The sequence below is a fragment of the Clostridium sp. CM037 genome (assembly GCF_055081095.1).
This window is the reverse complement of the sequence record NZ_CM143650.1, coordinates 3,993,079-4,014,487: the sequence shown is the minus strand read 5'-3', so window position 1 is coordinate 4,014,487 and position 21,409 is coordinate 3,993,079. Positions and strand designations below refer to the sequence as shown.

Sequence of the window (21,409 nt, the reverse complement as noted above, 5' to 3'; positions counted from 1 at the left end):
ATGAGCAATTGATTCTGCTTATCCCTTTTCAAATATAATGAAAGAGGTGCTATAATTGATAATACTAATCGAAGAAGTAATAAGTGAATTAAACGTATTAAAAAGTAATGTAGAAGAGATCAGGGTGTCTCTTTGACGTAGCATCTATGGAAAAACAATTAAGAGAACTTGAGTTCACAATGCAGGAGACGAGCTTTTGGCAGGATATAAAAACGGCACAACAAGTTACTCAAAAAGCTAAGGGTATTAAAGATAGAATTGATAGATTTAATTTAATAATTAGTAAGATAGAAGGTTTGGAAGTGCTAATTGAACTAAGTGAGGAGGAAGAAGATGATTCCTCTATAGCAGAAATGAAAAGTGAATTAAAAGACTTAACGCTGGATACAGATAGGTTCAGGATAGAAATTTTATTATCTGGGAAATATGATATAAATAATGCGATTTTAACGCTTCATACCGGTGCAGGTGGAAGTGATGCTCAAGATTGGACAGAAATGCTTTATAGAATGTACTCAAGGTGGTGTGAAAAGAAGGGATATAAGATCGAAGTTTTAGATTATCAGCCATCTGATGAAGCGGGTATTAAAGCAGTGACATTAAAAATAACTGGCGAATATGCCTATGGATATTTAATGGCCGAAAAGGGAGTGCATAGGTTAGTAAGAATTTCACCTTTTAATGCAAATGGTAAGAGGCAAACCTCGTTTGCATCTTGTGAAGTACTTCCAGAGCTTACCGATAATCAAGATGTTGAAATAAAGCCTGATGACCTCAGAATAGATACTTATAGATCTGGAGGGGCAGGAGGTCAACATGTAAATAAAACTGACTCAGCCATAAGGATTACCCATATACCTACGGGTATAGTAGTACAGTGTCAAAATGAAAGAAGTCAGCATAGTAATAAACAAACTGCGATGAAGATGCTTATGGCAAAATTATTGGATTTAAAGGAAAGAGCTAAAAAAGATAGGATAGAAGACTTAACCGGGGATTTGAAAGAAAATGGTTGGGGAAGTCAAATTAGATCTTATGTATTTCATCCATATAATTTGGTCAAGGATCATAGGACTAATACAGAAATGGGCAATGTAGATGCAGTTATGGATGGGGATATTGATATTTTCATTGAGGCGTACTTAAGGCAGAACAATAAATAACTTCAGGTATATCTACAATAAAGAAGGTCGGTACCATTATAGAAATGTAGACACATTTCTATTTGAACCTAAAATATCCAGCAGAATATATTGTATATCCTGCTGGATATTTTATTTTTGTTATGTATAGGTCATAAGCATTTTCATCTTATGACTTACATGTAAAGTTTATTATTTTGTTATCACTGTTCCTGCTGTTCCGCTTATAGCTTCTCTAGCTTTTTCGAGTGATGTTATAATTGCTTTTCTGCCTTCTTGTGCCTCAACGAAAGCAAGAGCCGCTTTTATTTTTGGAAGCATAGAACCAGGAGCAAAATGTCCTTCTTTAATATAAGTTTTAGCTTCTTCAACAGTTATTATTGAAAGATTCTTTTGATTTGGAGTACCAAAGTTAATAGCAACCTGTTCAACGGCTGTAAGTACAACTAATGCATCAGCATTTAGTAATTCAGCTATTTTAGAAGAAGCAAAATCTTTATCTATTACTGCTGGAACGCCCTCAAGGTTTCCATTTCCATTATCAATTACAGGTATACCGCCACCGCCAACAGTTATAACAATATGTCCAGCTTCAACTAATGTTTTGATAATAGGTTCTTCAACTATAGCCATTGGAAGTGGTGAAGCCACTACGCGTCTCCATCCTCTATTTGAATCCTCTTTCATTATATATCCTTTTTCAATCATTAATTTCTTAGCCTGTTCCTCCGTAAAGAAAGAACCTACTGGCTTAGTTGGATCCTTAAATCCTGGATCATTCTGATCAACAATTACCTGAGTAACTACTGTTGCAACGTCCTTATTTATTCCTCGTTTTCTCATCTCTGATCTAATGCTTTGTTGCAGATGATAGCCTATATAACCTTGGCTCATAGCACCACATTCAGGAAAAGGCATTATTGGGCTATTTTCATTTATAGAAGCGGCTGCTTCATAAGTAGCTACAAGTTGACCTACTTGAGGTCCATTACCATGAGCAACAATAACCTCGTGACCCTCTTCAATTAAATCTACAATGGCTTCTGACGTCTGTCTTGCTGTTACTAACTGTGCTTCTGATGTAGTATCCTTTGGATTTGCTTGAAGGGCATTTCCACCAAGTGCTATTACTATTCTTGACATATATATTTCTCCTTTTATATTATATATAAAATATAATTTATTTAATAACTTAAAAATATTTTATAAAATTTCATTGAAATGATGTTTAAAGTTGAATTTTGCCAATTGAAAGCAGTATAATCATTAAGATTGCAACTACCATAATGGCTACCATTCCTATTTTCTCGTTTATTTTAATAGGTTCATTCTTTTCTTTCCTAGCCTTTAGATATACAAATATACCCACTGCATATAGTATTACTGCTGCTCCTAGATAATTTATTCCTACTGCGTAAATTACATATAGTGAATAGGTACAGGCTAATATAGAAACTATCTTATCTTTAGCTCCTAGGACATCTGTAAATGCAACTTTAACTGCATATAGTGATGAAAGCAAATATGGAATTAAAATACATGTTGTTGAAATTAAAAACACACTACCATATGCAGACTGAAGTGCTGGTAAAAGTAGCGAAAGTAAAAATATTTGAGTTAATCCATCAGTTAGTAATAATGAATTTACTGCAGCACCATTGTCATTTTGTTTAATAAACCATTTTGGCATTGTGCCACCCTTTGCCGCAACATAAGGAATTTCTGCTGCAAGCATAACCCAACTAATTAGGCAGCCTATAAGTGAAATAATTAAACCAACTTTAACGATTACAGCTCCAATACTGCCAAGTACAGTAATTGATAACATATCTGCTAGAGGGGTTTGTGAACTAGCAAGAGTATTAGCTGAAATTACTCCCATAGCGGTTGTTGAAACCAGTATATAAAGCACTAAAGTTATAATTAAACTTATTATTGTAGCCGTTCCGACAGTCTTTTGAGATTTCGCTCTCTCAGAAAGCACTGTTGCAGCTTCGATACCAATAAAGCACCACAAAATTGTACCCATTGCTCCTTTAATTTGCAAGAACACGGTGGTAGAACCCCCCGTAGAAGCTAATATTGTTTTCCAATTATCAACATTAAAAGTTCTAGTTTTAAATATTGCAAGACCAAATACAATTACCATTAATAAGGGTATGATTTTTGCAACTGTGGCAACGGCATTTATTATTCCGGCGCTCTTAACTCCACGCATTTGTATATAATGAATTATCCATAATAGTGCAGATGCTAATAAAAATGTTACTATAGGTTTTACGTCACCTACTAAACTATTAAAAGTTTTAAATATAAGAATAAAAAATGCAACGTTTCCAAGCCAAGCGCTTAACCAATATCCCCAGGCTGAATTGAATCCAACAAATTCTCCAAAGCCTTCTTTTGCATAAGTGAATATGCCCCCTGTAAGCGCTGGTCTTTTGTTTGCAAGTAATTGAAATACTAGTGCTAAAAATGCCACGCCAAGTCCACCAATTACCCATGCAATAATTACTGCTTGAGGGTTTGCTTTACCGATAAGATCAGTTGGGCTATTAAAGATGCCACCACCAATCATGGAACCAACTCCAAGAGCAATTAATAGAGACAAGCCTAGCTTCTTATCTTTATCCTTTTCCATTTTGTAATCTCCTTTTGATTAATGTATTAGCCATATTTTAAATTGGTGAGAGCAATAATATTGCCCTCACCAATTAATTTTATAATTATTTTAGGCTAGTTTCCAAGTGTAGCAACCATAATTGCTTTGATTGTATGCATTCTGTTTTCTGCTTCATCAAATACTATAGAATGTGTACTTTCAAATACTTCATCTGTAACTTCTAAACCTTCAAGACCATATTTTTCAAATATATCTTTACCTACAAGTGTCTTTAAATCATGAAAAGCTGGTAGGCAGTGCATGAATTTAACGTTTTTGTTACCTGTCTTATTAAGCATTTCCATATTAACTTGGTATGGCCTTAATAATTCTATTCTTGATGCCCATACTTCGTCTGCTTCGCCCATAGAAACCCATACGTCTGTGTAGATTACATCTGCATTTTTAACTCCTGCATCCACGCTATCTGTAATAGTAATTTTTGCTCCTGTTTCTTTAGCAATTTCATTGCATTTTGAAACTAATGCTGTTTCTGGGAATAAGCTCTTTGGTGATACTATTCTAAAGTCCATACCCATTTTAGCAGCACCAATCATCAATGCATTTGCCATGTTGTTTCTTCCATCTCCAGCATATACAAACACAATGTCGCTTAATGGCTTGTCAAAGTGTTCTTTTATAGTTAAAAAATCTGCAAGAATTTGTGTTGGGTGGTCTTCAGTTGTTAATCCGTTCCATACTGGAACTCCTGCATATTTTGCTAGTTCTTCAACTATTTCTTGGCCATATCCTCTATATTCTATTCCATCATACATTCTTCCAAGAACTCTAGCTGTATCTGCTACAGATTCTTTTTTGCCAATTTGAGTTCCTGTAGGTCCAAGGTAAGTTACATGAGCCCCTTGGTCTAGTGCTCCTACTTCAAAAGCACATCTTGTTCTTGTAGAACTCTTTTCAAATATTAGCGCAATATTTTTACCTTTTAATTTCTGTTGTTCTGTACCTGCATACTTAGCTCTTTTTAAATCTCTAGCTAAATCTAAAAAGTAGTTTATTTCATTTGGAGTAAAGTCCATCAAAGTTAAAAAGTTTCTGTTTCTTAAGTTAAACATAATAAATTCCTCCTAATATTGTTGTTTTTATAAGTTATCTCTATTTAGTGGCATACTCATACATCTTGGGCCGCCTCTTCCTCTTGAAAGTTCGGCACTTGGCATTGTGAGTACTGTTACACCATGTTTTGATAAAATTTCATTAGTAACATAATTTCGTTCATAAGTTATAACTTTTCCTGGTGCAATAGCTAGAGTGTTTGATCCGTCGTTCCATTGTTCTCTTGCCGCTACAATAGCGTCACCACCGCCGCATCTTATTAAATCAACTGAAGACACTTTTAATGCAGATTTTAATACATTTTGTAATATATCTTTTTCTTGCTTAATATTCAATTGTCCATTGACACCTTTTGTAATTTCGAAAACATTAAGTGGTCCTTCTATCTCTGGGTGTATTGTAAATTTATCATAATCAACCATAGTAAATACAGTATCAAGATGCATAAATGCTCTACTAGATGGAATTTCTAATACTAATACTTTTTCAAAAGTAGTATGTTTTTCAAACAAATTTCTTGCTACAACTTCTATAGCTTCAGGTGAAGTTCTTTGACTACATCCTATTGCAAGGGTTGTGGCAGATAATATAAGTTCGTCTCCACCTTCGATATTACTTGGAAGGCTTCTATCATACCAAAGTGGCACTTCATTTTGTTTGAAGGAACTATGATATTCATGAATAAATTCTAGGAACAAAGTCTCACGTCTTCTAGCTTCAGTTTGCATAGTATTTATAGTAATACCATTTCCAATTGAAGCGCCTGGATCGCGAGTAAAATAAAGATTAGGCATAGGATCTAAGTAAAATGGATACTGAGTTCCTATTAGTCCTCTTAAGGAATGAATCTCCTTAACAGCTATTTCGTTTTTTCTAACTCCGGCCATAAGTATATCAATCATTTCTCTTGTAGGCTTTGACATTAAATAATCATAAAGAGATTTATATATTTCTTTATTATTAATGTGACTTTCAAGTAAAAACTGTTGTAAAAATATTTTTTTGGTTTGATCCTCAATTAAAGCCTCTGTAACAAGTTCTTCTAAATAAAGAACTTCCACATCATTTTCTTTTAATATTTTTGCAAATATATCATGTTCTTTTCGCGCTACTTCTAAATAAGGAATATCATCGAAAAGTAATCTTTCAAGAAGATTTGGTACTAAATTTTCTATTTCTCTACCGGGTCTATGTAGCATTACTTTATTAAGTTTTCCTATTTCAGAAGTTACATTTATAAATGACTTCATTTAATTTAGCCCCCTATTCGTTTTTGTTTATGCCATTATTATAAAGTGTACAATTATATAAGGAAAACCCAGGATTCTACTGTAATCCCATATATATCGTACATGTAAGCTTTGTTATTGATTTAACACTGCTTATTTATGCTAAGCTTTATTTTACTCAGTAATACTGTGGATGTTTACGCTTGAAAATTTAGAATATTAGATTATGTGAATATATATTCACAATGTCTTAGTTTATTATGCATAATGCTAGAAATAAGGTATAAACATTCATAAAACTTTTTTTTGGTTATTTATACCTATAAATGTATAGTAATATCTAGATAAAGGTTACATAGCCTATATATTATTAATTATTTCGTTAATAATTATGCATATAAACTTATTTTTCATCATAATATCGCACTGAAATCGTTAACAATATTATTTATTTACAAAATGTTCATAATATCGATATATAAAAGGTGATGATGTGAGACAGAAAAAATAATTAAATCCCAAGAAGGCATCTATAAGGGGATTATTGTATTAAATAACAATTAATTAAATCGGAGCGGCGGGAGTGTAGCGTGAATTTCCTTATTTATTGTGAATTATTTATTCGCATATAATGAATTGGTTTCGTAAATTTAGTAAGTTAGCATTAGTTATTGAGTTTATACATACATTATTCATGAAAGAACTTTGAAAAAGATGCAACTTTCCATCCTTCTTTTTTACTTCCTTACATAAGAATTATCAATAATTATAAATGCATTTTCTACTTGAAAATGCTAAAAAATTAAAAAAACATGGGAGGTAAATGATGAATAATTCAGAAAAGATAAAAGTAAACAATACGGCCAATGTATTTAAATTTTTAGGTTATAGTATAATTGGGATATTCATGTTTTTTATAACACTAACTATAAACGGGAAAACAACTATCCCCATAGACCACATAGTTACAGGACTAAAAGGGTTATCCACGAAAGGTGCTGGAATTTATGGATTAGTAGTTATTGTTTTAGGGGGGGTATATCCTTTTTATAAAAAAACATGGAATAAAGATAAGGTTAAAACAGTATTTTCTTTACTTAAATTATTAGGTATCATAATAGGATTTATGGCATTTTTTAAGATTGGACCAAGTTGGCTATTCGAAGAAGATATGATTCCATTTTTATTTGATTCATTAGTTATTTCAGTAGGGATAATTGTTCCTGTAGGTTCGGTATTTTTAGCATTTTTAGTTGGTTATGGACTTATGGAATTTATAGGCGTTTTAATGAAACCAGTTATGAGACCTATATGGAAAACACCAGGACGTTCTGCTGTTGATGCAGTTGCTTCTTTTGTGGGAAGTTATTCTATTGCATTGTTAATTACGAATAGGGTTTATAAAGAGGGGAAATATACAACAAAAGAAGCCGCAATAATTGCTACAGGATTTTCCACCGTATCTGCTACTTTTATGATTATAGTTGCCAAAACATTAGGAATAATGAATTTATGGTCTGAATATTTTTGGGTAACATTAGTAGTTACATTTATCGTTACAGCCATAACTGCAAGAATAAGACCTTTAAGTAAGAAATCTGATGAATACTATAATAATCAGAATGGTTATCCGGAAATATCTAAAGAGGGGAATATATTTAAAAACGCATGGGAAGCAGGTCTTAAAGCTGCCCAAAATTCAGTACCAATAGGAAGAAACATTGTTGAAAATTTAAAAGATGGATTTATTATGGCTATGGGAATATTACCATCAATAATGTCTGTAGGATTAATAGGATTAATTCTTGCGAAATATACACCTGTGTTCAATATAATAGGGTATGTTTTTTACCCAATAGTTTCACTATTTAAACTACCTGAAGCATTACTTGCATCAAAGGCATGTGCAGTGGGGATAGCTGAAATGTTTTTGCCTGCATTGTTAGTTGTTGGGGCTCCTCTTGTAACAAAATTTGTAGTTGCCGTGGTATCAATTTCATCCATATTATTTTTCTCTGCATCAATACCATGCATATTGTCAACGGATATACCAATAAGTATACGTGAAATACTTATCATATGGTTTGAAAGGACAGTATTTACATTAATAATAACTATACCTATTGCGTATCTAATATTATAAATAAGCTTATTTAAGGGGGCGGGGGATTTACCGCCCTTTGATTTTTGAGTGATTTATTCATAGTTTATACTTGGAAGAAAAAATAAGAAACCTTTACTATATTAGTAATGATTGGTATTATATCTAGAAAAGAATTAGTGCCGCAATTTATTATGAAGGGATGGGTGTTAATGAAAAAAGTAGTTACTATTAAAACTGTTACTATTGGTGAAGGACTACCTAAAATTTGTGTTCCAATGGTTGGAAAAACTATTCCACAGCTTATAGAAGAAGCTGAAATTTTAAAAAAGATTGATTTAGATGTTGTAGAATGGCGTGTAGATTTCTTCGAGGACGCTACCAATATAGATAGAGTTAAGAAAGCATTACAAGCAATTAGGAAAGTGCTAGTTGATAAGCCTATTATCTTTACATTCCGTAGTGCTAAAGAGGGTGGACAAAAGGAGATTAGTACTGCATTTTATTTTGAATTAAATAGATTGATTTCTGAAACAAAGCTTGTTGAAGTTATAGATATTGAATTATTTAACAATGAAAAAGATGTAAAAGAATTAGTTGAAGTAGCACATGAAAATGGCGTAGCGGTTATTATATCTAATCATGATTTTCATAATACACCAGAGAAAGAAGAAATTATATCTCGATTACGTAAGGCTCAAGGATTAGGCGCAGATATTCCTAAAATCGCAGTAATGCCTACTTGTGCAGAGGATGTGATTATACTGTTAGATGCAACGCGTATTATGAATGAAAGATATGCGGATGGTCCTATTATTACAATTTCTATGGCGGAAAAAGGGATTATCAGTAGACTATCAGGTGAATTATTTGGCTCCGCATTAACATTTGGCGCAGTCAAGAAGGCTTCTGCACCAGGTCAAATTGCTGTAGTAGAATTACGTAGAACTATTCAATTACTTCATAGTAATACGTAAAAAAATTAGACTGCAATAGGATGATTTAACGACTGATATTTATTTCTATATTGCTAGTATTTGATTTAAATCGGATTAAGATCAAATTTGTTATAGGTACCATATATATATATAAGAGGTATGGCATGCAGGAAACATTAGCACCTAAAATCGTAAGTGGAGCAAGTAAAGCAATGTTCCAAGGAATCAAAGCGGAAATCATTATTGATGTATTCTAAATCAATGGCTAAGAATGAGTTATCTAGTTCATTTTTCTCATAAGCCTTTTTATTTAACATATGAGTTAACATAACAGCAACGGATTGGCTGCAGCCTACAGTAGCGGTGAATATGCTTGAAATGACTATATTTTGAAAGACCCCATACCTAGAATTTGCCTTCAAAGTTATAGCTTCAACACTGTCTAACATTTTACTTCCCTCTATTAAACCTGCAAATGCAGAGCCTATATATATCACGAGGGATGATTTTAGCATAGAAATGATTCCTCCGCCTTTAAGTATCGTGTTGTATAAAGATGCTCAATAAAAAAGCCGTTATTATGCTTACAATCATAGATGTTTTAACATTATCTTAAATGCTGAAAAAACAAGTATAACCAAAGCAGGAAGCAAAACAATTATATTTATAGAGAAGGCATTAATTATTTCATTATTTATTCCGTTTGCAGAACTATGCAAGGGAAATATACTTGACACTATAGTTTAGAAAATAATTGAAATACCAAAGGGAACTATGCAGGTTTTAAACATGTTTTTTATATTTTTATATATATCTGTTTCTGTAAGATATGCAATAAGGCTTGCACTAGAAGACATAGGAGAACACCTATCACCAAAGTATGCTCCAGCAATAATTGAGCCAGCTGTTGAAGCAAGGTTTACACCACCGCTTCTTGCAACAACCATAAGGGCCACACCTATTGTGCCGGACGTTCCGAGAGATGTACCTATTAAAAAAGATACGAAACAACTGGTTAAGAATGCAGATAAAATAAACATATTGGGCCTTATTAGGGTTATACAATAATAAACTATTGCAGGTACAGTGCCAGAGACAATCCATATAGATGTAATAGCCCCAATAAGAATAAAAATCTTTATAATTATGAGAGATTTTTTGCCCCCATTAAAAGACATATTTGACAAGCGTTTTAGGGGAATTCCTCTTTTAAACTCCACTAAAATAAAGAGGATTAGCCCGGATATTAATGGATATGCAAGAAATATGCCTTTTAAAACACTCAAAACTAAAAGTGCAAATGTAACAATAAAAGCTATAATTAAATCCATTGTCATCACCTACTTTAAAAAAATTTAAATTAAGCCTATAAGCATTTCATCTATTGTTATTAGTATAACAAAATAATACAGGTATTCAATAAAAAGTATAACCATAAGTTGCTAATATTGCATTGCTACAGGTAACGATTTAATCAATTTACCAAGAGGGGATAGAAGTATATCGCGATTTATTAAGGTATAAATTTAAAAAATTAAAAGCGATTGGCATAAACCAATCGCTTTTATATTTAAATTTAATAAGCTCTTCCCCAAATAACTGTAGCTTTAGATGGTTTTCCACAACATAAGCAAACGCCTTTTTCTTCTGGCATATTAAATGGCATGCATCTAGAAGACGCACCGGCTACTTCTTTTACTTTTTCTTCACAAGCGAGCTCTCCACACCATGGAGCGCTAACAAATCCTAAAGTTTCATCAAGAAGTTCTTTTAATTCTTCTACGGTGCTTGCGTTAAAGGTTCGGGTATCTTGTGCATTTTTAGCTTTTTCAAATAAAGATTTTTGAATATCTTTTAAAATCTCAGGTACTTTTGTTTCGAGTTCTGACATTGGAACAATTATTTTTTCGCGACTATCACGTCTCACAAGTACTACTTGATTATTTTCTATATCTTTTGGACCAACTTCTAAACGTAGCGGAACACCTTTCATTTCGTATTCGCTAAATTTCCATCCAGCCATTTTATCGCTAATATCCATTTTTACACGTGAAAGCTTTGATAATATATTTTTAAGTTCTGTAGCTTTTTCAATTACGCCTTCTTTATGAGGTGCAATTGGAACTATGATAAGTTGAATTGGAGCTACTGCTGGTGGCAGTATTAGACCATTATCATCACCGTGAACCATAATTAAAGCCCCGATAAGTCTTGTAGACATTCCCCAAGAAGTTTGGTGAACATAAGCAAGTTTACCAGTTTTATCTGAATACTGTATGTTAAATGCTCTTGCAAAACCATCTCCAAAATTATGAGAAGTACCACATTGAAGTGCTTTTCCATCATGCATTAAACTTTCAATTGTATAAGTTTCATTTGCTCCTGCAAACTTTTCTTTTTCTGTTTTCTTACCTTTTATAACTGGAATAGCAAGGGTTTCTTCACAAAAGGTTGAATATATATTAAGCATTCTAAGAGTTTCCTCTTTTGCTTCTTTCGCCGTTGCATGAGCGGTATGGCCTTCTTGCCATAAAAACTCTGAACTTCTAAGAAAAGGTCTTGTGGTTTTTTCGCAACGCACAACGGAACACCATTGATTATATAATTTAGGAAGATCATTGTAAGATTGAATTATTTTTGAATAGTGATCACAAAATAATGTTTCAGAAGTTGGCCTAACGCAAAGTCTCTCTGCTAGTAGCTCGTTGCCTCCGTGTGTTACCCAAGCAACCTCTGGTGCAAAGCCTTTAACATGATCTGCTTCCTTTTGAAGTAAGCTCTCAGGAATGAACATTGGCATATATACATTTTCATGACCTGTATCTTTAAACATTTGATCTAAAGTTTTTTGAATATTTTCCCAAATTGCATAGCCATAAGGTCTTATTACCATGCAACCTCTAACGCTCGCATAATCAGCAAGTTCCGCTTTTTTTACAATATCGGTATACCATTTTGCAAAATCTTCTTCCATAGAGGTAATAGATTCTACAAATTTTTTTCCTTTTGCCATAATTATTTTCCTCCGATTCAATAAAATATTATAAAATAAATACAAAAAAACCCGTAAAAGGGCACTATAAAATCAATCATAGAATAAAAATAATAATATGTCAAGAAAACAATTCGTAAGGATTATTAATACCGCTTGTGAGGTTAACAAAGAGATAATCGAAAGCTAGCTCTTTGTTACCAAACCATTTTTTTGAATCTATATAGGGTATCTATAAACGAGCGAATTTTATAACAAATTATTCCATTATAAATTAATGTCAATTGTCCTAAGCTATTTTTAGTGTTTTAAAAATAGCTTCAAGAGAATTTCCTAGGTCAGCTTGATTAAAGATCCAAGATACCCTTTCTTTTTTAGATTGGTTTCTTGCATTCTTAATACCAACGTTAAAATTTAACGTGCCATTGCTTACTTCCAATTCGCAATATACGTAGGTAATCATTAGCAGCAAGAAGTATCTGTTTATACTTCGGTTACTTCTTACTTGGTAATGATTTAAACCAAGATGTTTTTTAGTTTCTCTAAAAAAGGTTTCAATTGGCCATCTAAATTTATAGTGATTTAGGAGTTCTTCAGTAGTAATAGTAGTATCTAGACTTATGAATGCTCTTAAGCAACCAGGTTTAAATAGAGCCTCTTTAGGCCAACAAAGAGCTATCAAAGAATCATTTGCATCATTAAGCTTGCCTCTATATGTGTAGACAAAATATTCATTGTTGCCAACTTTGACTAGGTCGACATCATCCTTAGTTAATATCTCGCACATATGATTAAGCTTAATTCCAAGTTTTTCACGACCTTTTGGATATATCACTCTATTTGTTCTTAGACCACCAATATAGGCGTAGCCTGATCCTTTAGAAACTGCGAACAATTTTTTATTACTATACCAACTATCACATAAAACATAACCTTCATTTACTGGTTTGGGTAATGATTTTATAAACTCAATTGCCATTTGGATTTTACTCATATTTTCTTTGTCGTATATCGCCATAGTATATGGCATCACAAGTGTATCGCACAGTAACATAACGGTAACTAATTGATGACCATAAACTGTTTTACCTTTTAAATGAGAATGGTGGAATCCACATTTTTCAGTAGGTTTCTTAGCCTTTGACGAGGGCACAGTCTTCTCCGAAATAGTGTCATCTATTACAACATAAATAGGTTTACCAGTTGTTTTAGACGTCTCCCATATTCTCATAATTACACGTTTTTTTAGGGCTTTTTCAACAAAGTTTTCGTCCCATGGACTCTCCGATAGAAACTTTCCAATATTAGTCCTATGCCTAACCGGCATAAAATCTGAAACGTCGGTTACTTTTCCACAGTAGCCTTTTGTCACCATAGAATTTATAAATAATATTAGATGATGAATTTGAGGAGTTGTGAGATAAAGAGTTATCTTTAATTCAATTAAAAATTTGTATATTGTCGATGATTTTGTTACAATTGAGTTATTAAACATTTATGTTTTCTCCTTAGTTGTATTTTGTGTAGTGACTTAATTATAACAGGAGAATGTATAAATGTTTTTCTTTTTTTGATATATGGAAATTGGTGGAATCATTTTCGCTCATTTATAGGGGTATAATATATGTGTTAACTATAAAAAAACAATATAAGACAAAGGGTTAAAAGACAAGACCATATTAACCTTTCAAATATTTCTCCTAAAAATTTCTATATAGTGTATAGATATGAGGATAGAATTCGTGGTATGATTAAATATGTTGATTTTAGTCCATTAAATTTAAAATATAAATTATGTGAGGAGGAATAGCTATTTAGGTACATGAAAATAAAGTATCATAGTGACTTGTTATTTATTTGAATGTGACTTACAAAAATAGCTAAAAAACATGGGAAATGTAAATAACAGATTAATTAAAGAATTTTCAATAACTAAAGAACAGGCGGAAAGTGTAATTGAATTATTAGATGAAGGGAATACAGTTCCTTTTATAGCTAGATATAGAAAAGAGAGAACTGGGGGACTTGATGATATAATCCTTAGAAACTTTACAGAGAGGCTTATATATCTTAGGAACTTAGAAGAACGAAAAACAGATGTAGTACGTCTTATCGGTGAACAAGAAAAATTAACAGCGGAAATTGAGGAGTCAATAAGAAAAAGCGAGACATTGACAGAAATAGAGGATATATATAGACCTTTTAAGCCTAAGAAAAGAACTAGAGCTATCATTGCGATAGAAAAAGGGCTTAAACCTTTAGCTGAAATTATTGTATGCGGCGAGTTTAAGGGTGATATAAATGAGTATGCAGAGAAATTCTTAAGTGAAGAAAAGGCAGTAAATAGTACTTCGGACGCACTTCAAGGTGCTGGGGATATTATTAGTGAAATGATTTCAGATGAAGCTGATTACAGAAAGTGGATTAGAGCATTAGTGCATAATCAAGGAAACGTTGAAACTAAAGGCGGTTCTGATGATACTACTCCATTTGAAATGTATTATGAGTATAAAGAAGGGGTTAAATCTATTCCACCGCATAGAATTCTTGCTATAAATAGAGGAGAAAATAGTAAGATACTTTCTGTGAAAATCAAAGCCGATAATGATAAGATTACCCAGTACTTAAGAGCTAAATGTTTAAAAGGGAATAATGAAACTGATAAGTATATAGAGTTAAGTATAGGTGATTCCGTAAAAAGACTTATATTCCCATCAATTGAGAGAGAAATAAGGTCCGGACTCACAGAAAAGGGTGAAACTAGCGCTATTGAAATATTTAAAGCTAATTTAAAGGCACTCTTAATGCAGTCACCTATAAAAGGAAAGGTAGTGCTTGGATTTGATCCTGGGTTTAGAACAGGGTGCAAAATAGCGGTGCTTGATGATACTGGTAAGCTTTTAGATATAGCTACAGTATACGCTACTGCGGGCAGTAAGGACGGTATTCAAAAATCTATAGATATTATTAAAAAATTGGTAATTAAGCATAATGTAGAAGTAGTGTCACTCGGTAATGGGACTGCTAGTCGTGAATCTGAAGAAATTTTAGAGCAGATAATTAAAGAACTTAAGGATGAATGCTCAAAAGATTTGTACTATGTTATAGTCTCGGAAGCGGGAGCCTCAGTATATTCAGCGTCAGAGCTTGCATCTAAAGAATATCCAGATATAGATGTATCTATTAGAGGAGCTATTTCTATAGGGCGAAGACTTCAAGATCCATTAGTGGAGCTTGTGAAAATTGACCCGAAAGCTATTGGAGTTGGACAATACCAACATGATGTAGCAGCTAAAAAACTCGATGAATCCTTAAAAGGAGTAGTTGAAGATTGTGTTAATGCTGTTGGCGTAGATCTTAACATTGCAACACCCTCTTTATTAGCTTATATATCAGGGATAAATGCTGCTATAGCTCAAAATATTGTAGTGTATAGAGAAGAAAATGGTAAGTTCAAAACTAGAAAAGAATTATTAAAAGTGAAAAGATTAGGAGCAAAAGCATATGAGCAATGTGCAGGATTTTTAAGGGTTATGGAGAGTAATGAATTTTTAGATAACACCTCAATTCATCCAGAAACGTATAATGCTACTAAAAAATTATTGGATTTTTTAAGGTACACAAAAGAAGATCTTAAATCTTTAAACTTTAAAGATTTGGATGATAGACTAAAAGATATTAATATTAATATGGATGAGCTTGCACAAATATTGGAGATAGGTGTTCCAACTCTTAGAGACATTATTAAAGAAATTAAAAAGCCTGGTAGAGATCCAAGAGAAGAACTACCGAAGCCGATATTAAAAACGGGTGTAGTTCAAATGTCCCATCTTAAACCGGGAATGAAACTTATGGGTACTGTTAGAAATGTGTCTGACTTTGGAGCTTTTGTTGATATTGGAGTTCATCAGGATGGGTTAGTGCATATAAGCCAGTTATCAGATAAATTTGTAAAGCATCCATTGGATGTGGTTAAGGTTGGCGATATAGTAGAGGTTAGTGTGATAGAAGTTGATGAGAAAAGAAAAAGAATATCATTATCAATGAAAAATAATTAATTAATATGTTGCTTATTTTACTGTACTTATATATAATTAAATTATAAAATAAAATTTAATAATCTTCAGGGCGGGGCTAATTTCCCCACCGGCGGTAAAGCCCGCGAGCCGTAAGGCTGATTCGGTTTAACGACATTTTGGAAGACAGTTTTCCTTCCGAAGTCGTTAAGACAGCACCCTTGGGTGATGATTTGATTCCGAAGCCGACAGTATAGTCTGGATAAAAGAAGATGTGATATATATAAATTTGCCCTGGCATAGTACTATGTCAGGGCTTGTATTATATCCATCCCTAGGAGATATAGTTAATTAGGGGGCACTAAAAATGAGAGACGAAAAACTTGTTAAACTAATCAAAATTTCACTTTTATCTGTTATGGCTTTTCTTTTGATGTACATTGAGTTACCAATACCGATTTTCCCTGATTTCTTAAAAATTGACATCAGCGACCTGCCAGCACTTTTAGGGGCCTTTGCATTAGGACCAATAGCTGGAGTAGTTATTGAACTCTTTAAAAATATATTACATGGAATGCTAGCTACTAAAACAGCCTTCGTTGGAGAAGTAGCAAATTTTCTAGTGGGTTCATGTTTAGTATTAGTATCCGGATATATTTACAAGACCCGCAAAAGTAAAGGTGGAGCTATTGCTGGATTATTAATAGGAGTAATTTGTATGTCGATTTTTGCAGGGATATTAAACTATTTTGTTGTTTTACCTTTATATGAAAAAGTATTAGGATTCCCAGTAGCTACCGTTATAGAAATGGGATCAAAAATAAATCATAACATTGTCGATTTAAATTCTTTCATTATTTGGTCAATTATTCCTTTTAATTTACTTAAAGGAATGGTATTATCAGCAATGACTTTAGCTTTATATAAGAGTGTTTCGCCTATACTTCATAAAGAGAATATGGAGAGAGAATACAAAAGTAGAGAACAAAAAATATAAAAAACACTGGTATATAAATATGGACTTATTTCAAAGATTTTAAAAAAAGGGTATTAACAAACTAAAGGATGACTTCTGCACAATGCAGAAGCCATCCTTTAGTTTAATTGTTCACCATTCACAATTAACCATGCTTTTAAATGTAGATATGGATGTTTTAGGATATATTCCATATCTATTTAGCTCTAGTAAAGAATCTCCTCTCTTTACGCTTCCATTATTAACAGTAACAGCCATTCGTATTCCTATTTTAGGCAGAAGGTTTAATACATCATCGTTATGGTGCCCATAAGGATAAGAAAGATAATGGCTGCCGGTTAGTTCCGTATTTTTTATTAAATCTTTTTTTACATAATCTAAAGGTTTTGTAATTAAATAACCCTTGTTATTCTCTGTTTTATGTAAATTATGGGTATGGTTTGAATATTCAAATACATCAGTAGTTTCAGAAATATTTTTCCAACTTAGGAATTGTTGTGTTTTAGGGTTAAATTCAACACTATTATCCTTAACATAAGATGTAATTAAAAATTGTGCAGCTTTAAAATTATATTTCTTCAAAATAGGATAGGCATAAATGTAGCTACTTAAATATCCATCATCAAATGTTATACATACTGATTTTTTAGGTAGTTCCATATTCCCTAAGAGCCACTGTTCTAATTCAGTTAGATTTATTGTAGTGTATTTATTAGTGTATAAGTAGTCCATTTGTTGCTGAAAATTTTCAAGATTTAATACTACACCATTATTTGTAAATGTGTTTTCTTTTTTCTTTAGTAGATGATGATACATCAATATTGGTATTTTTTTTGACACACCTTCAGTTTGATCAAATGTTCTAACAATCGGATCTTTAAGCGTTGTTGATAAGCGTGGGATGTTAGACGAATTATCTACTGGTTTTGGTGATTTACTCTGAGAATCATCTGAAACTATTGTGCTTTTACTGGAAGTTGGACTAGCTAAGGAATTGCATCCAACCAATAGTAATGCAAAAAATAGTGCTAATATAATTTTTTTGGTCATAAATATTACCCCTTACTCTAATATATTTTAAACAGTTCACCCACATTATACCATTTTATTCTCGTGCTTGCTAAATTTTTAGTAGAGAATAAAAAAAAGACTGGCAAGAGCTAGTCTTTTTACGCTATCTGCTATAGGTGTCGATTCCACATAATTACTGCATCTTCGCCGTTATCTTCATAATAATGACGTCTAATGCCTTCATTTTCAAAGCCATACTTTTGATATAAGTTTATAGCAGCAAAATTTGAACTTCTAACCTCTAATGTTATTGCTGTAACTTTTAGTTTCCTGCAAATTTTAAATAAGGCTTCCACTATGAGGTCGCCGCCGCCATGACCACGGGCATCAGGGTGAACTGCAACATTAGTAACATGGGCTTCATCTATAATTAGCCACATTCCTCCGTAGCCTACTATAGAATTGCCCTTTTTTAATACAACATATTTAGCAAATTTATTATCTAGTTCACTTTGGAGTGATTCGTAGCTCCATGAAATAGGAAAGCTTAACTCGCTAATATTGAGTATGGATTTAATAGATGATGCGTCCATTGGGAAAATTTTAAAATCGCTATTCATTTTTTATTTGTCTCATCTTTTCTTGGTACTCCCTCTCAGCTTGCGGCTGCCTAAGGTAAATAGGCACTGACGAGTATATATCATCGAATGTTCCATTAGATAAAAGGTTGAGCCCTAATTCTCCTAGGGATGAAGCCTTAGCTAAGTTTAAATGCGCTGGAGCAAAATTGGCTTTAGGTAAATTTGCTATAAGTTTTTCTTTGAATTTGAAGGTTCCATCTCCTACAAAGGAAATATTGCAATTTTTCTCTTTAAGCATATTTATTAACTCATCTAAGGAAATATTAATATAGTCACTGATGCGGGTGAGCTCGTAATTATTAAAAGTATATAAGGCAGTATAAACATTATCTCTTAAAGCATCTAGCAAAGGACAAATAAGTCCATCTGTATATGCTAAGTTATATGCTAAAGAATCTAAGGTAGATACAGTTACAAAAGGCTTTTTCGAGCCTTGGCTTAATCCCTTAATGGTAGCCATCCCTATTCTAAGGCCTGTAAAGGAACCGGGCCCCTTTGATGCTACAAAGGCATCAATATCACTTATGTTTATTCCTGTATTTTTTAATAATTCGTCAATTATAGGCATAAGTATTTGAGAATGTTGTTTTTTATAATTAAAAGTTATTTCACCAAGAACTTTGTTATCGTCAAGGATAGCACAAGTTGCTGATTGTGTAGCAGAATCCAGACTTAAAATCTTCATAGTTTTATCTCCTTTATATAATCATATCTTTTATCAGAATATCGGATGTTAATCTTTCTGAAATCATCTCCCAATCTAGGAAGCTTTTCTATGGTAATGGATAAATTATTGGGTGGAATCAGTTCTTCAATATAATTAGCCCATTCAATAATGCTAACGCCATCACTAAATATATATTCATCAAAGCCTATAGCTGCTATTTCGTCAGGGTCATTTACCCTGTAGACATCAAAATGATATAATTTCAAGCGACCTGTATATTCATTTACAATTGTAAATGTAGGGCTTGTGATATGATCTTTTATATCTAAGCCTTTTGCAATTCCTTTTGTTAAATGAGTTTTGCCAGTGCCTAAGTCACCAATTAAGCAAACTATGTCCCCTGAATTTACACGTGAACCTATTAGTTCGCCTATTTTATAAGTTTCGTCTACTGTAGTTACTATGTATTCCATAAGTTTCACCTCACTAAATATTTTATCCTAAAACATAGAAAAAGAAAAGGCCTCAGTGTTTCCTAAGAGATTAAAATATAAAAAAATCTTGCTTTTATTTATAACACGTGATATAATTCAGATGTATTTTAGGGGTATGGCTCAATTGGTAGAGTAGTGGTCTCCAAAACCATTGGTTGTAGGTTCGAGTCCTACTACCCCTGCCATTTTTACATTTTTGCATTTTAAAAGTTAATAAAGGGGTATGGCTCAATTGGTAGAGTAGTGGTCTCCAAAACCATTGGTTGTAGGTTCGAGTCCTACTACCCCTGCCAAATAAAACCTGTGAAATTATTTTCACGGGTTTTTACGTTACTTATTTAAATATGCATTATAATGAATCATTAAATTTTAATGTTAGGCATCTGAAAAAAACTGGAGGGTATGTAATGCAACTATATGACATAGTAGTAATTGGGGGAGGTACAGCAGGCCTTGCAGCAGCTATTTCAGCTAAAGAGCACTATAAATGTAGAATTTTGATTTTAGAAAGAGAAAATCAATTAGGCGGAACAATAAATCAGTGTATTCATAATGGATTTGGCAAGAATATTTTTAGTGAAGAATTGACAGGACCGGAGTTTGTGCAGAAATTTATAGATAAAGTTAATAAATTGGGTATTTCATATAAATTAAATACTACTGTTTTAGATTTAAGTAATACTAAAGAAATTAATGCAGTGAATGCGTGTGATGGGATTTTTAAAATTGGAGCGAAAGCTATAATAATTGCGACCGGATGTAGAGAAAGGCCAAGAGGATTTTTAAATCTGCCAGGTAGTAGATGTGCAGGTATATACACGGTGGGGTGTGCACAGAAATTTATAAATATAGAAGGGTATATGCCAGGAAAAGAAATAGTTATATTGGGTACAGGAGATATTGCATTAACAGTAGCAAGTAGGCTAGCAATTGAAGGAGCTAATGTTAAAGCTGTAGTTGAAAGTAAAGATTTTATTGAGGCAACTGACAAAGAGCTCATTGATTCGCTGAATGATTTTAATATACCTTTAAGAACAAAACAGAAGGTGGCGGATATCAAAGGCAAAACAAGGCTTGAGGGGATAACTTTAGTAAAGATTAATAAAAATAATGAAGTTATTAAAGATAGTGAGGAATATATTTCTTGTGATGCGTTACTTTTATCTGTAAACTTATATCCAGACAATGAATTAGCAAAACAAGTAGAAATACTAATTAATGAATCAACAGGAAAAATTGAATTAAATGAAAGTTCACAAACTAATATAGCTGGCGTCTTTGCCTGCGGAAGCGTAGCTATTGGTTATGATTCTTCTGAAAATGTGGTAAAGCAAAGTTATAACATAGGTGTTAGCACTTCGCAATACATAAAGAATTCTAACATTTAGTACGTAAGCTTTTATGGTTTACCAATATAAGTGAAATTAAAACTGTTAGCCTATTTTAATGGGTTTTTTTATTTGCGT

At 32.7% G+C, this 21,409-nt stretch carries 18 protein-coding genes, 2 tRNA genes and 1 riboswitch; of the genes, 8 read left to right on the top strand and 12 right to left on the bottom strand.

Features of this window, described 5'->3' with window-relative positions:
- The first annotated feature begins 55 nt into the window (after positions 1-55).
- A protein-coding gene (gene prfB / locus ACWJKP_RS19190) for a peptide chain release factor 2 (RefSeq protein WP_187351426.1) occupies positions 56-1,163 on the top strand; the annotation gives its coding sequence in 2 pieces (ribosomal slippage) (positions 56-133 and positions 135-1,163; 1,107 coding nt in all).
- Positions 1,164-1,334: 171 nt separating this feature from the next.
- Here prfB and arcC read toward each other — a convergent pair.
- The 4 genes from arcC to arcA all read right to left on the bottom strand — a co-directional run bounded on the left by arcC (position 1,335) and on the right by arcA (position 6,128).
- Positions 1,335-2,285: a carbamate kinase gene (gene arcC, locus ACWJKP_RS19185; RefSeq protein ID WP_165413083.1), complete on the bottom strand. Its 951-nt coding sequence runs from the start codon at positions 2,283-2,285 to the stop codon at positions 1,335-1,337.
- 85 nt (positions 2,286-2,370) lie between these two features.
- The gene (locus ACWJKP_RS19180; RefSeq protein ID WP_165413084.1) at positions 2,371-3,783 is read right to left on the bottom strand and encodes a basic amino acid/polyamine antiporter; all 1,413 of its coding nucleotides are present in this window, start codon (positions 3,781-3,783) and stop codon (positions 2,371-2,373) included.
- Between the two features lie 95 nt (positions 3,784-3,878).
- Entirely contained in the window at positions 3,879-4,877 is a 999-nt protein-coding gene (argF, locus tag ACWJKP_RS19175; protein WP_258280591.1) for an ornithine carbamoyltransferase, read from the bottom strand.
- Positions 4,878-4,904: 27 nt separating this feature from the next.
- On the bottom strand, positions 4,905-6,128 hold the full coding sequence (gene arcA / locus ACWJKP_RS19170) for an arginine deiminase (protein WP_165414817.1): 1,224 nt from the start codon (positions 6,126-6,128) through the stop codon (positions 4,905-4,907).
- Between the two features lie 805 nt (positions 6,129-6,933).
- Here arcA and ACWJKP_RS19165 point away from each other — a divergent pair.
- Complete coding sequence (locus ACWJKP_RS19165; RefSeq protein ID WP_202881896.1) at positions 6,934-8,250, top strand: YjiH family protein; 1,317 nt, start codon at positions 6,934-6,936, stop codon at positions 8,248-8,250.
- A gap of 170 nt (positions 8,251-8,420) precedes the next feature.
- Positions 8,421-9,185, top strand: a complete 765-nt coding sequence (gene aroD, locus ACWJKP_RS19160; RefSeq protein ID WP_165414819.1) for a type I 3-dehydroquinate dehydratase — start codon at positions 8,421-8,423, stop codon at positions 9,183-9,185.
- 137 nt (positions 9,186-9,322) lie between these two features.
- Here aroD and ACWJKP_RS19155 read toward each other — a convergent pair whose 3' ends face one another.
- From ACWJKP_RS19155 to ACWJKP_RS19140, 4 genes are all read right to left on the bottom strand, one after another.
- Positions 9,323-9,661 (bottom strand): Na+/H+ antiporter NhaC family protein, encoded by a 339-nt coding sequence (locus ACWJKP_RS19155; protein WP_263492328.1) that lies wholly within the window; start codon positions 9,659-9,661, stop codon positions 9,323-9,325.
- Positions 9,662-9,889: 228 nt separating this feature from the next.
- Positions 9,890-10,477 carry a Na+/H+ antiporter NhaC family protein gene (locus ACWJKP_RS19150; RefSeq protein ID WP_224578712.1) on the bottom strand — a complete coding sequence of 196 codons (588 nt, stop codon included), beginning with the start codon at positions 10,475-10,477 and terminating at the stop codon, positions 9,890-9,892.
- A gap of 245 nt (positions 10,478-10,722) precedes the next feature.
- On the bottom strand, positions 10,723-12,159 hold the full coding sequence (proS, locus tag ACWJKP_RS19145) for a proline--tRNA ligase (protein WP_462961352.1): 1,437 nt from the start codon (positions 12,157-12,159) through the stop codon (positions 10,723-10,725).
- A gap of 268 nt (positions 12,160-12,427) precedes the next feature.
- A complete protein-coding gene (locus tag ACWJKP_RS19140; RefSeq protein ID WP_224578714.1) occupies positions 12,428-13,633 on the bottom strand; it encodes an IS701 family transposase in 1,206 nt (401 codons plus the stop codon).
- A gap of 394 nt (positions 13,634-14,027) precedes the next feature.
- Here ACWJKP_RS19140 and ACWJKP_RS19135 point away from each other — a divergent pair, with 394 nt between their 5' ends.
- The gene (locus ACWJKP_RS19135) at positions 14,028-16,196 is read left to right on the top strand and encodes a Tex family protein (protein ID WP_165414851.1); all 2,169 of its coding nucleotides are present in this window, start codon (positions 14,028-14,030) and stop codon (positions 16,194-16,196) included.
- Between the two features lie 57 nt (positions 16,197-16,253).
- Positions 16,254-16,432: riboswitch (FMN riboswitch) on the top strand.
- Positions 16,433-16,521: 89 nt separating this feature from the next.
- A complete protein-coding gene (locus ACWJKP_RS19130; RefSeq protein ID WP_165414852.1) occupies positions 16,522-17,151 on the top strand; it encodes an ECF transporter S component in 630 nt (209 codons plus the stop codon).
- A gap of 111 nt (positions 17,152-17,262) precedes the next feature.
- Here ACWJKP_RS19130 and ACWJKP_RS19125 read toward each other — a convergent pair whose 3' ends face one another.
- The 4 genes from ACWJKP_RS19125 to tsaE form a co-directional block, all read right to left on the bottom strand.
- The gene (locus ACWJKP_RS19125) at positions 17,263-18,180 is read right to left on the bottom strand and encodes a polysaccharide deacetylase family protein (RefSeq protein WP_165414853.1); all 918 of its coding nucleotides are present in this window, start codon (positions 18,178-18,180) and stop codon (positions 17,263-17,265) included.
- 131 nt (positions 18,181-18,311) lie between these two features.
- Complete coding sequence (gene rimI / locus ACWJKP_RS19120) at positions 18,312-18,761, bottom strand: ribosomal protein S18-alanine N-acetyltransferase (RefSeq protein ID WP_165414854.1); 450 nt, start codon at positions 18,759-18,761, stop codon at positions 18,312-18,314.
- Positions 18,754-19,467: a tRNA (adenosine(37)-N6)-threonylcarbamoyltransferase complex dimerization subunit type 1 TsaB gene (gene tsaB / locus ACWJKP_RS19115; RefSeq protein WP_165414855.1), complete on the bottom strand. Its 714-nt coding sequence runs from the start codon at positions 19,465-19,467 to the stop codon at positions 18,754-18,756. Before tsaB ends, rimI begins: the two co-directional genes overlap by 8 nt.
- Complete coding sequence (tsaE, locus tag ACWJKP_RS19110) at positions 19,464-19,922, bottom strand: tRNA (adenosine(37)-N6)-threonylcarbamoyltransferase complex ATPase subunit type 1 TsaE (protein ID WP_165414856.1); 459 nt, start codon at positions 19,920-19,922, stop codon at positions 19,464-19,466. The genes tsaB and tsaE overlap by 4 nt, the downstream gene beginning before the upstream one ends.
- A 130-nt stretch (positions 19,923-20,052) precedes the next feature.
- Between tsaE and ACWJKP_RS19105 the strand changes: the two genes are divergently transcribed.
- From ACWJKP_RS19105 to ACWJKP_RS19095, 3 genes are all read left to right on the top strand, one after another.
- Positions 20,053-20,128 (top strand) — tRNA-Trp (locus tag ACWJKP_RS19105).
- Positions 20,129-20,160: 32 nt separating this feature from the next.
- Positions 20,161-20,236, top strand: a tRNA-Trp gene (locus ACWJKP_RS19100).
- A gap of 114 nt (positions 20,237-20,350) precedes the next feature.
- Positions 20,351-21,331, top strand: coding sequence for an NAD(P)/FAD-dependent oxidoreductase (locus tag ACWJKP_RS19095; protein WP_165414857.1), 981 nt, complete (start codon positions 20,351-20,353; stop codon positions 21,329-21,331).
- The last annotated feature ends 78 nt before the right edge of the window (positions 21,332-21,409 follow it).

What these genes read in the sequence shown, in the direction of transcription:
- ACWJKP_RS19165 (WP_202881896.1), top strand. Translation starts at nt 6,934, where the DNA reads ATGAATAATTCAGAAAAGATAAAAGTAAACAATACGGCCAATGTATTT.
- ACWJKP_RS19155 (WP_263492328.1), bottom strand. Translation starts at nt 9,661, where the DNA reads ATGCTAAAATCATCCCTCGTGATATATATAGGCTCTGCATTTGCAGGT.
- ACWJKP_RS19130 (WP_165414852.1), top strand. Translation starts at nt 16,522, where the DNA reads ATGAGAGACGAAAAACTTGTTAAACTAATCAAAATTTCACTTTTATCT.
- arcC (WP_165413083.1), bottom strand. Translation starts at nt 2,285, where the DNA reads ATGTCAAGAATAGTAATAGCACTTGGTGGAAATGCCCTTCAAGCAAAT.
- tsaB (WP_165414855.1), bottom strand. Translation starts at nt 19,467, where the DNA reads ATGAAGATTTTAAGTCTGGATTCTGCTACACAATCAGCAACTTGTGCT.
- ACWJKP_RS19150 (WP_224578712.1), bottom strand. Translation starts at nt 10,477, where the DNA reads ATGGATTTAATTATAGCTTTTATTGTTACATTTGCACTTTTAGTTTTG.
- aroD (WP_165414819.1), top strand. Translation starts at nt 8,421, where the DNA reads ATGAAAAAAGTAGTTACTATTAAAACTGTTACTATTGGTGAAGGACTA.
- tsaE (WP_165414856.1), bottom strand. Translation starts at nt 19,922, where the DNA reads ATGGAATACATAGTAACTACAGTAGACGAAACTTATAAAATAGGCGAA.
- ACWJKP_RS19135 (WP_165414851.1), top strand. Translation starts at nt 14,028, where the DNA reads ATGGGAAATGTAAATAACAGATTAATTAAAGAATTTTCAATAACTAAA.
- ACWJKP_RS19180 (WP_165413084.1), bottom strand. Translation starts at nt 3,783, where the DNA reads ATGGAAAAGGATAAAGATAAGAAGCTAGGCTTGTCTCTATTAATTGCT.
- argF (WP_258280591.1), bottom strand. Translation starts at nt 4,877, where the DNA reads ATGTTTAACTTAAGAAACAGAAACTTTTTAACTTTGATGGACTTTACT.
- arcA (WP_165414817.1), bottom strand. Translation starts at nt 6,128, where the DNA reads ATGAAGTCATTTATAAATGTAACTTCTGAAATAGGAAAACTTAATAAA.
- ACWJKP_RS19095 (WP_165414857.1), top strand. Translation starts at nt 20,351, where the DNA reads ATGCAACTATATGACATAGTAGTAATTGGGGGAGGTACAGCAGGCCTT.
- rimI (WP_165414854.1), bottom strand. Translation starts at nt 18,761, where the DNA reads ATGAATAGCGATTTTAAAATTTTCCCAATGGACGCATCATCTATTAAA.
- ACWJKP_RS19125 (WP_165414853.1), bottom strand. Translation starts at nt 18,180, where the DNA reads ATGACCAAAAAAATTATATTAGCACTATTTTTTGCATTACTATTGGTT.
- ACWJKP_RS19140 (WP_224578714.1), bottom strand. Translation starts at nt 13,633, where the DNA reads ATGTTTAATAACTCAATTGTAACAAAATCATCGACAATATACAAATTT.
- proS (WP_462961352.1), bottom strand. Translation starts at nt 12,159, where the DNA reads ATGGCAAAAGGAAAAAAATTTGTAGAATCTATTACCTCTATGGAAGAA.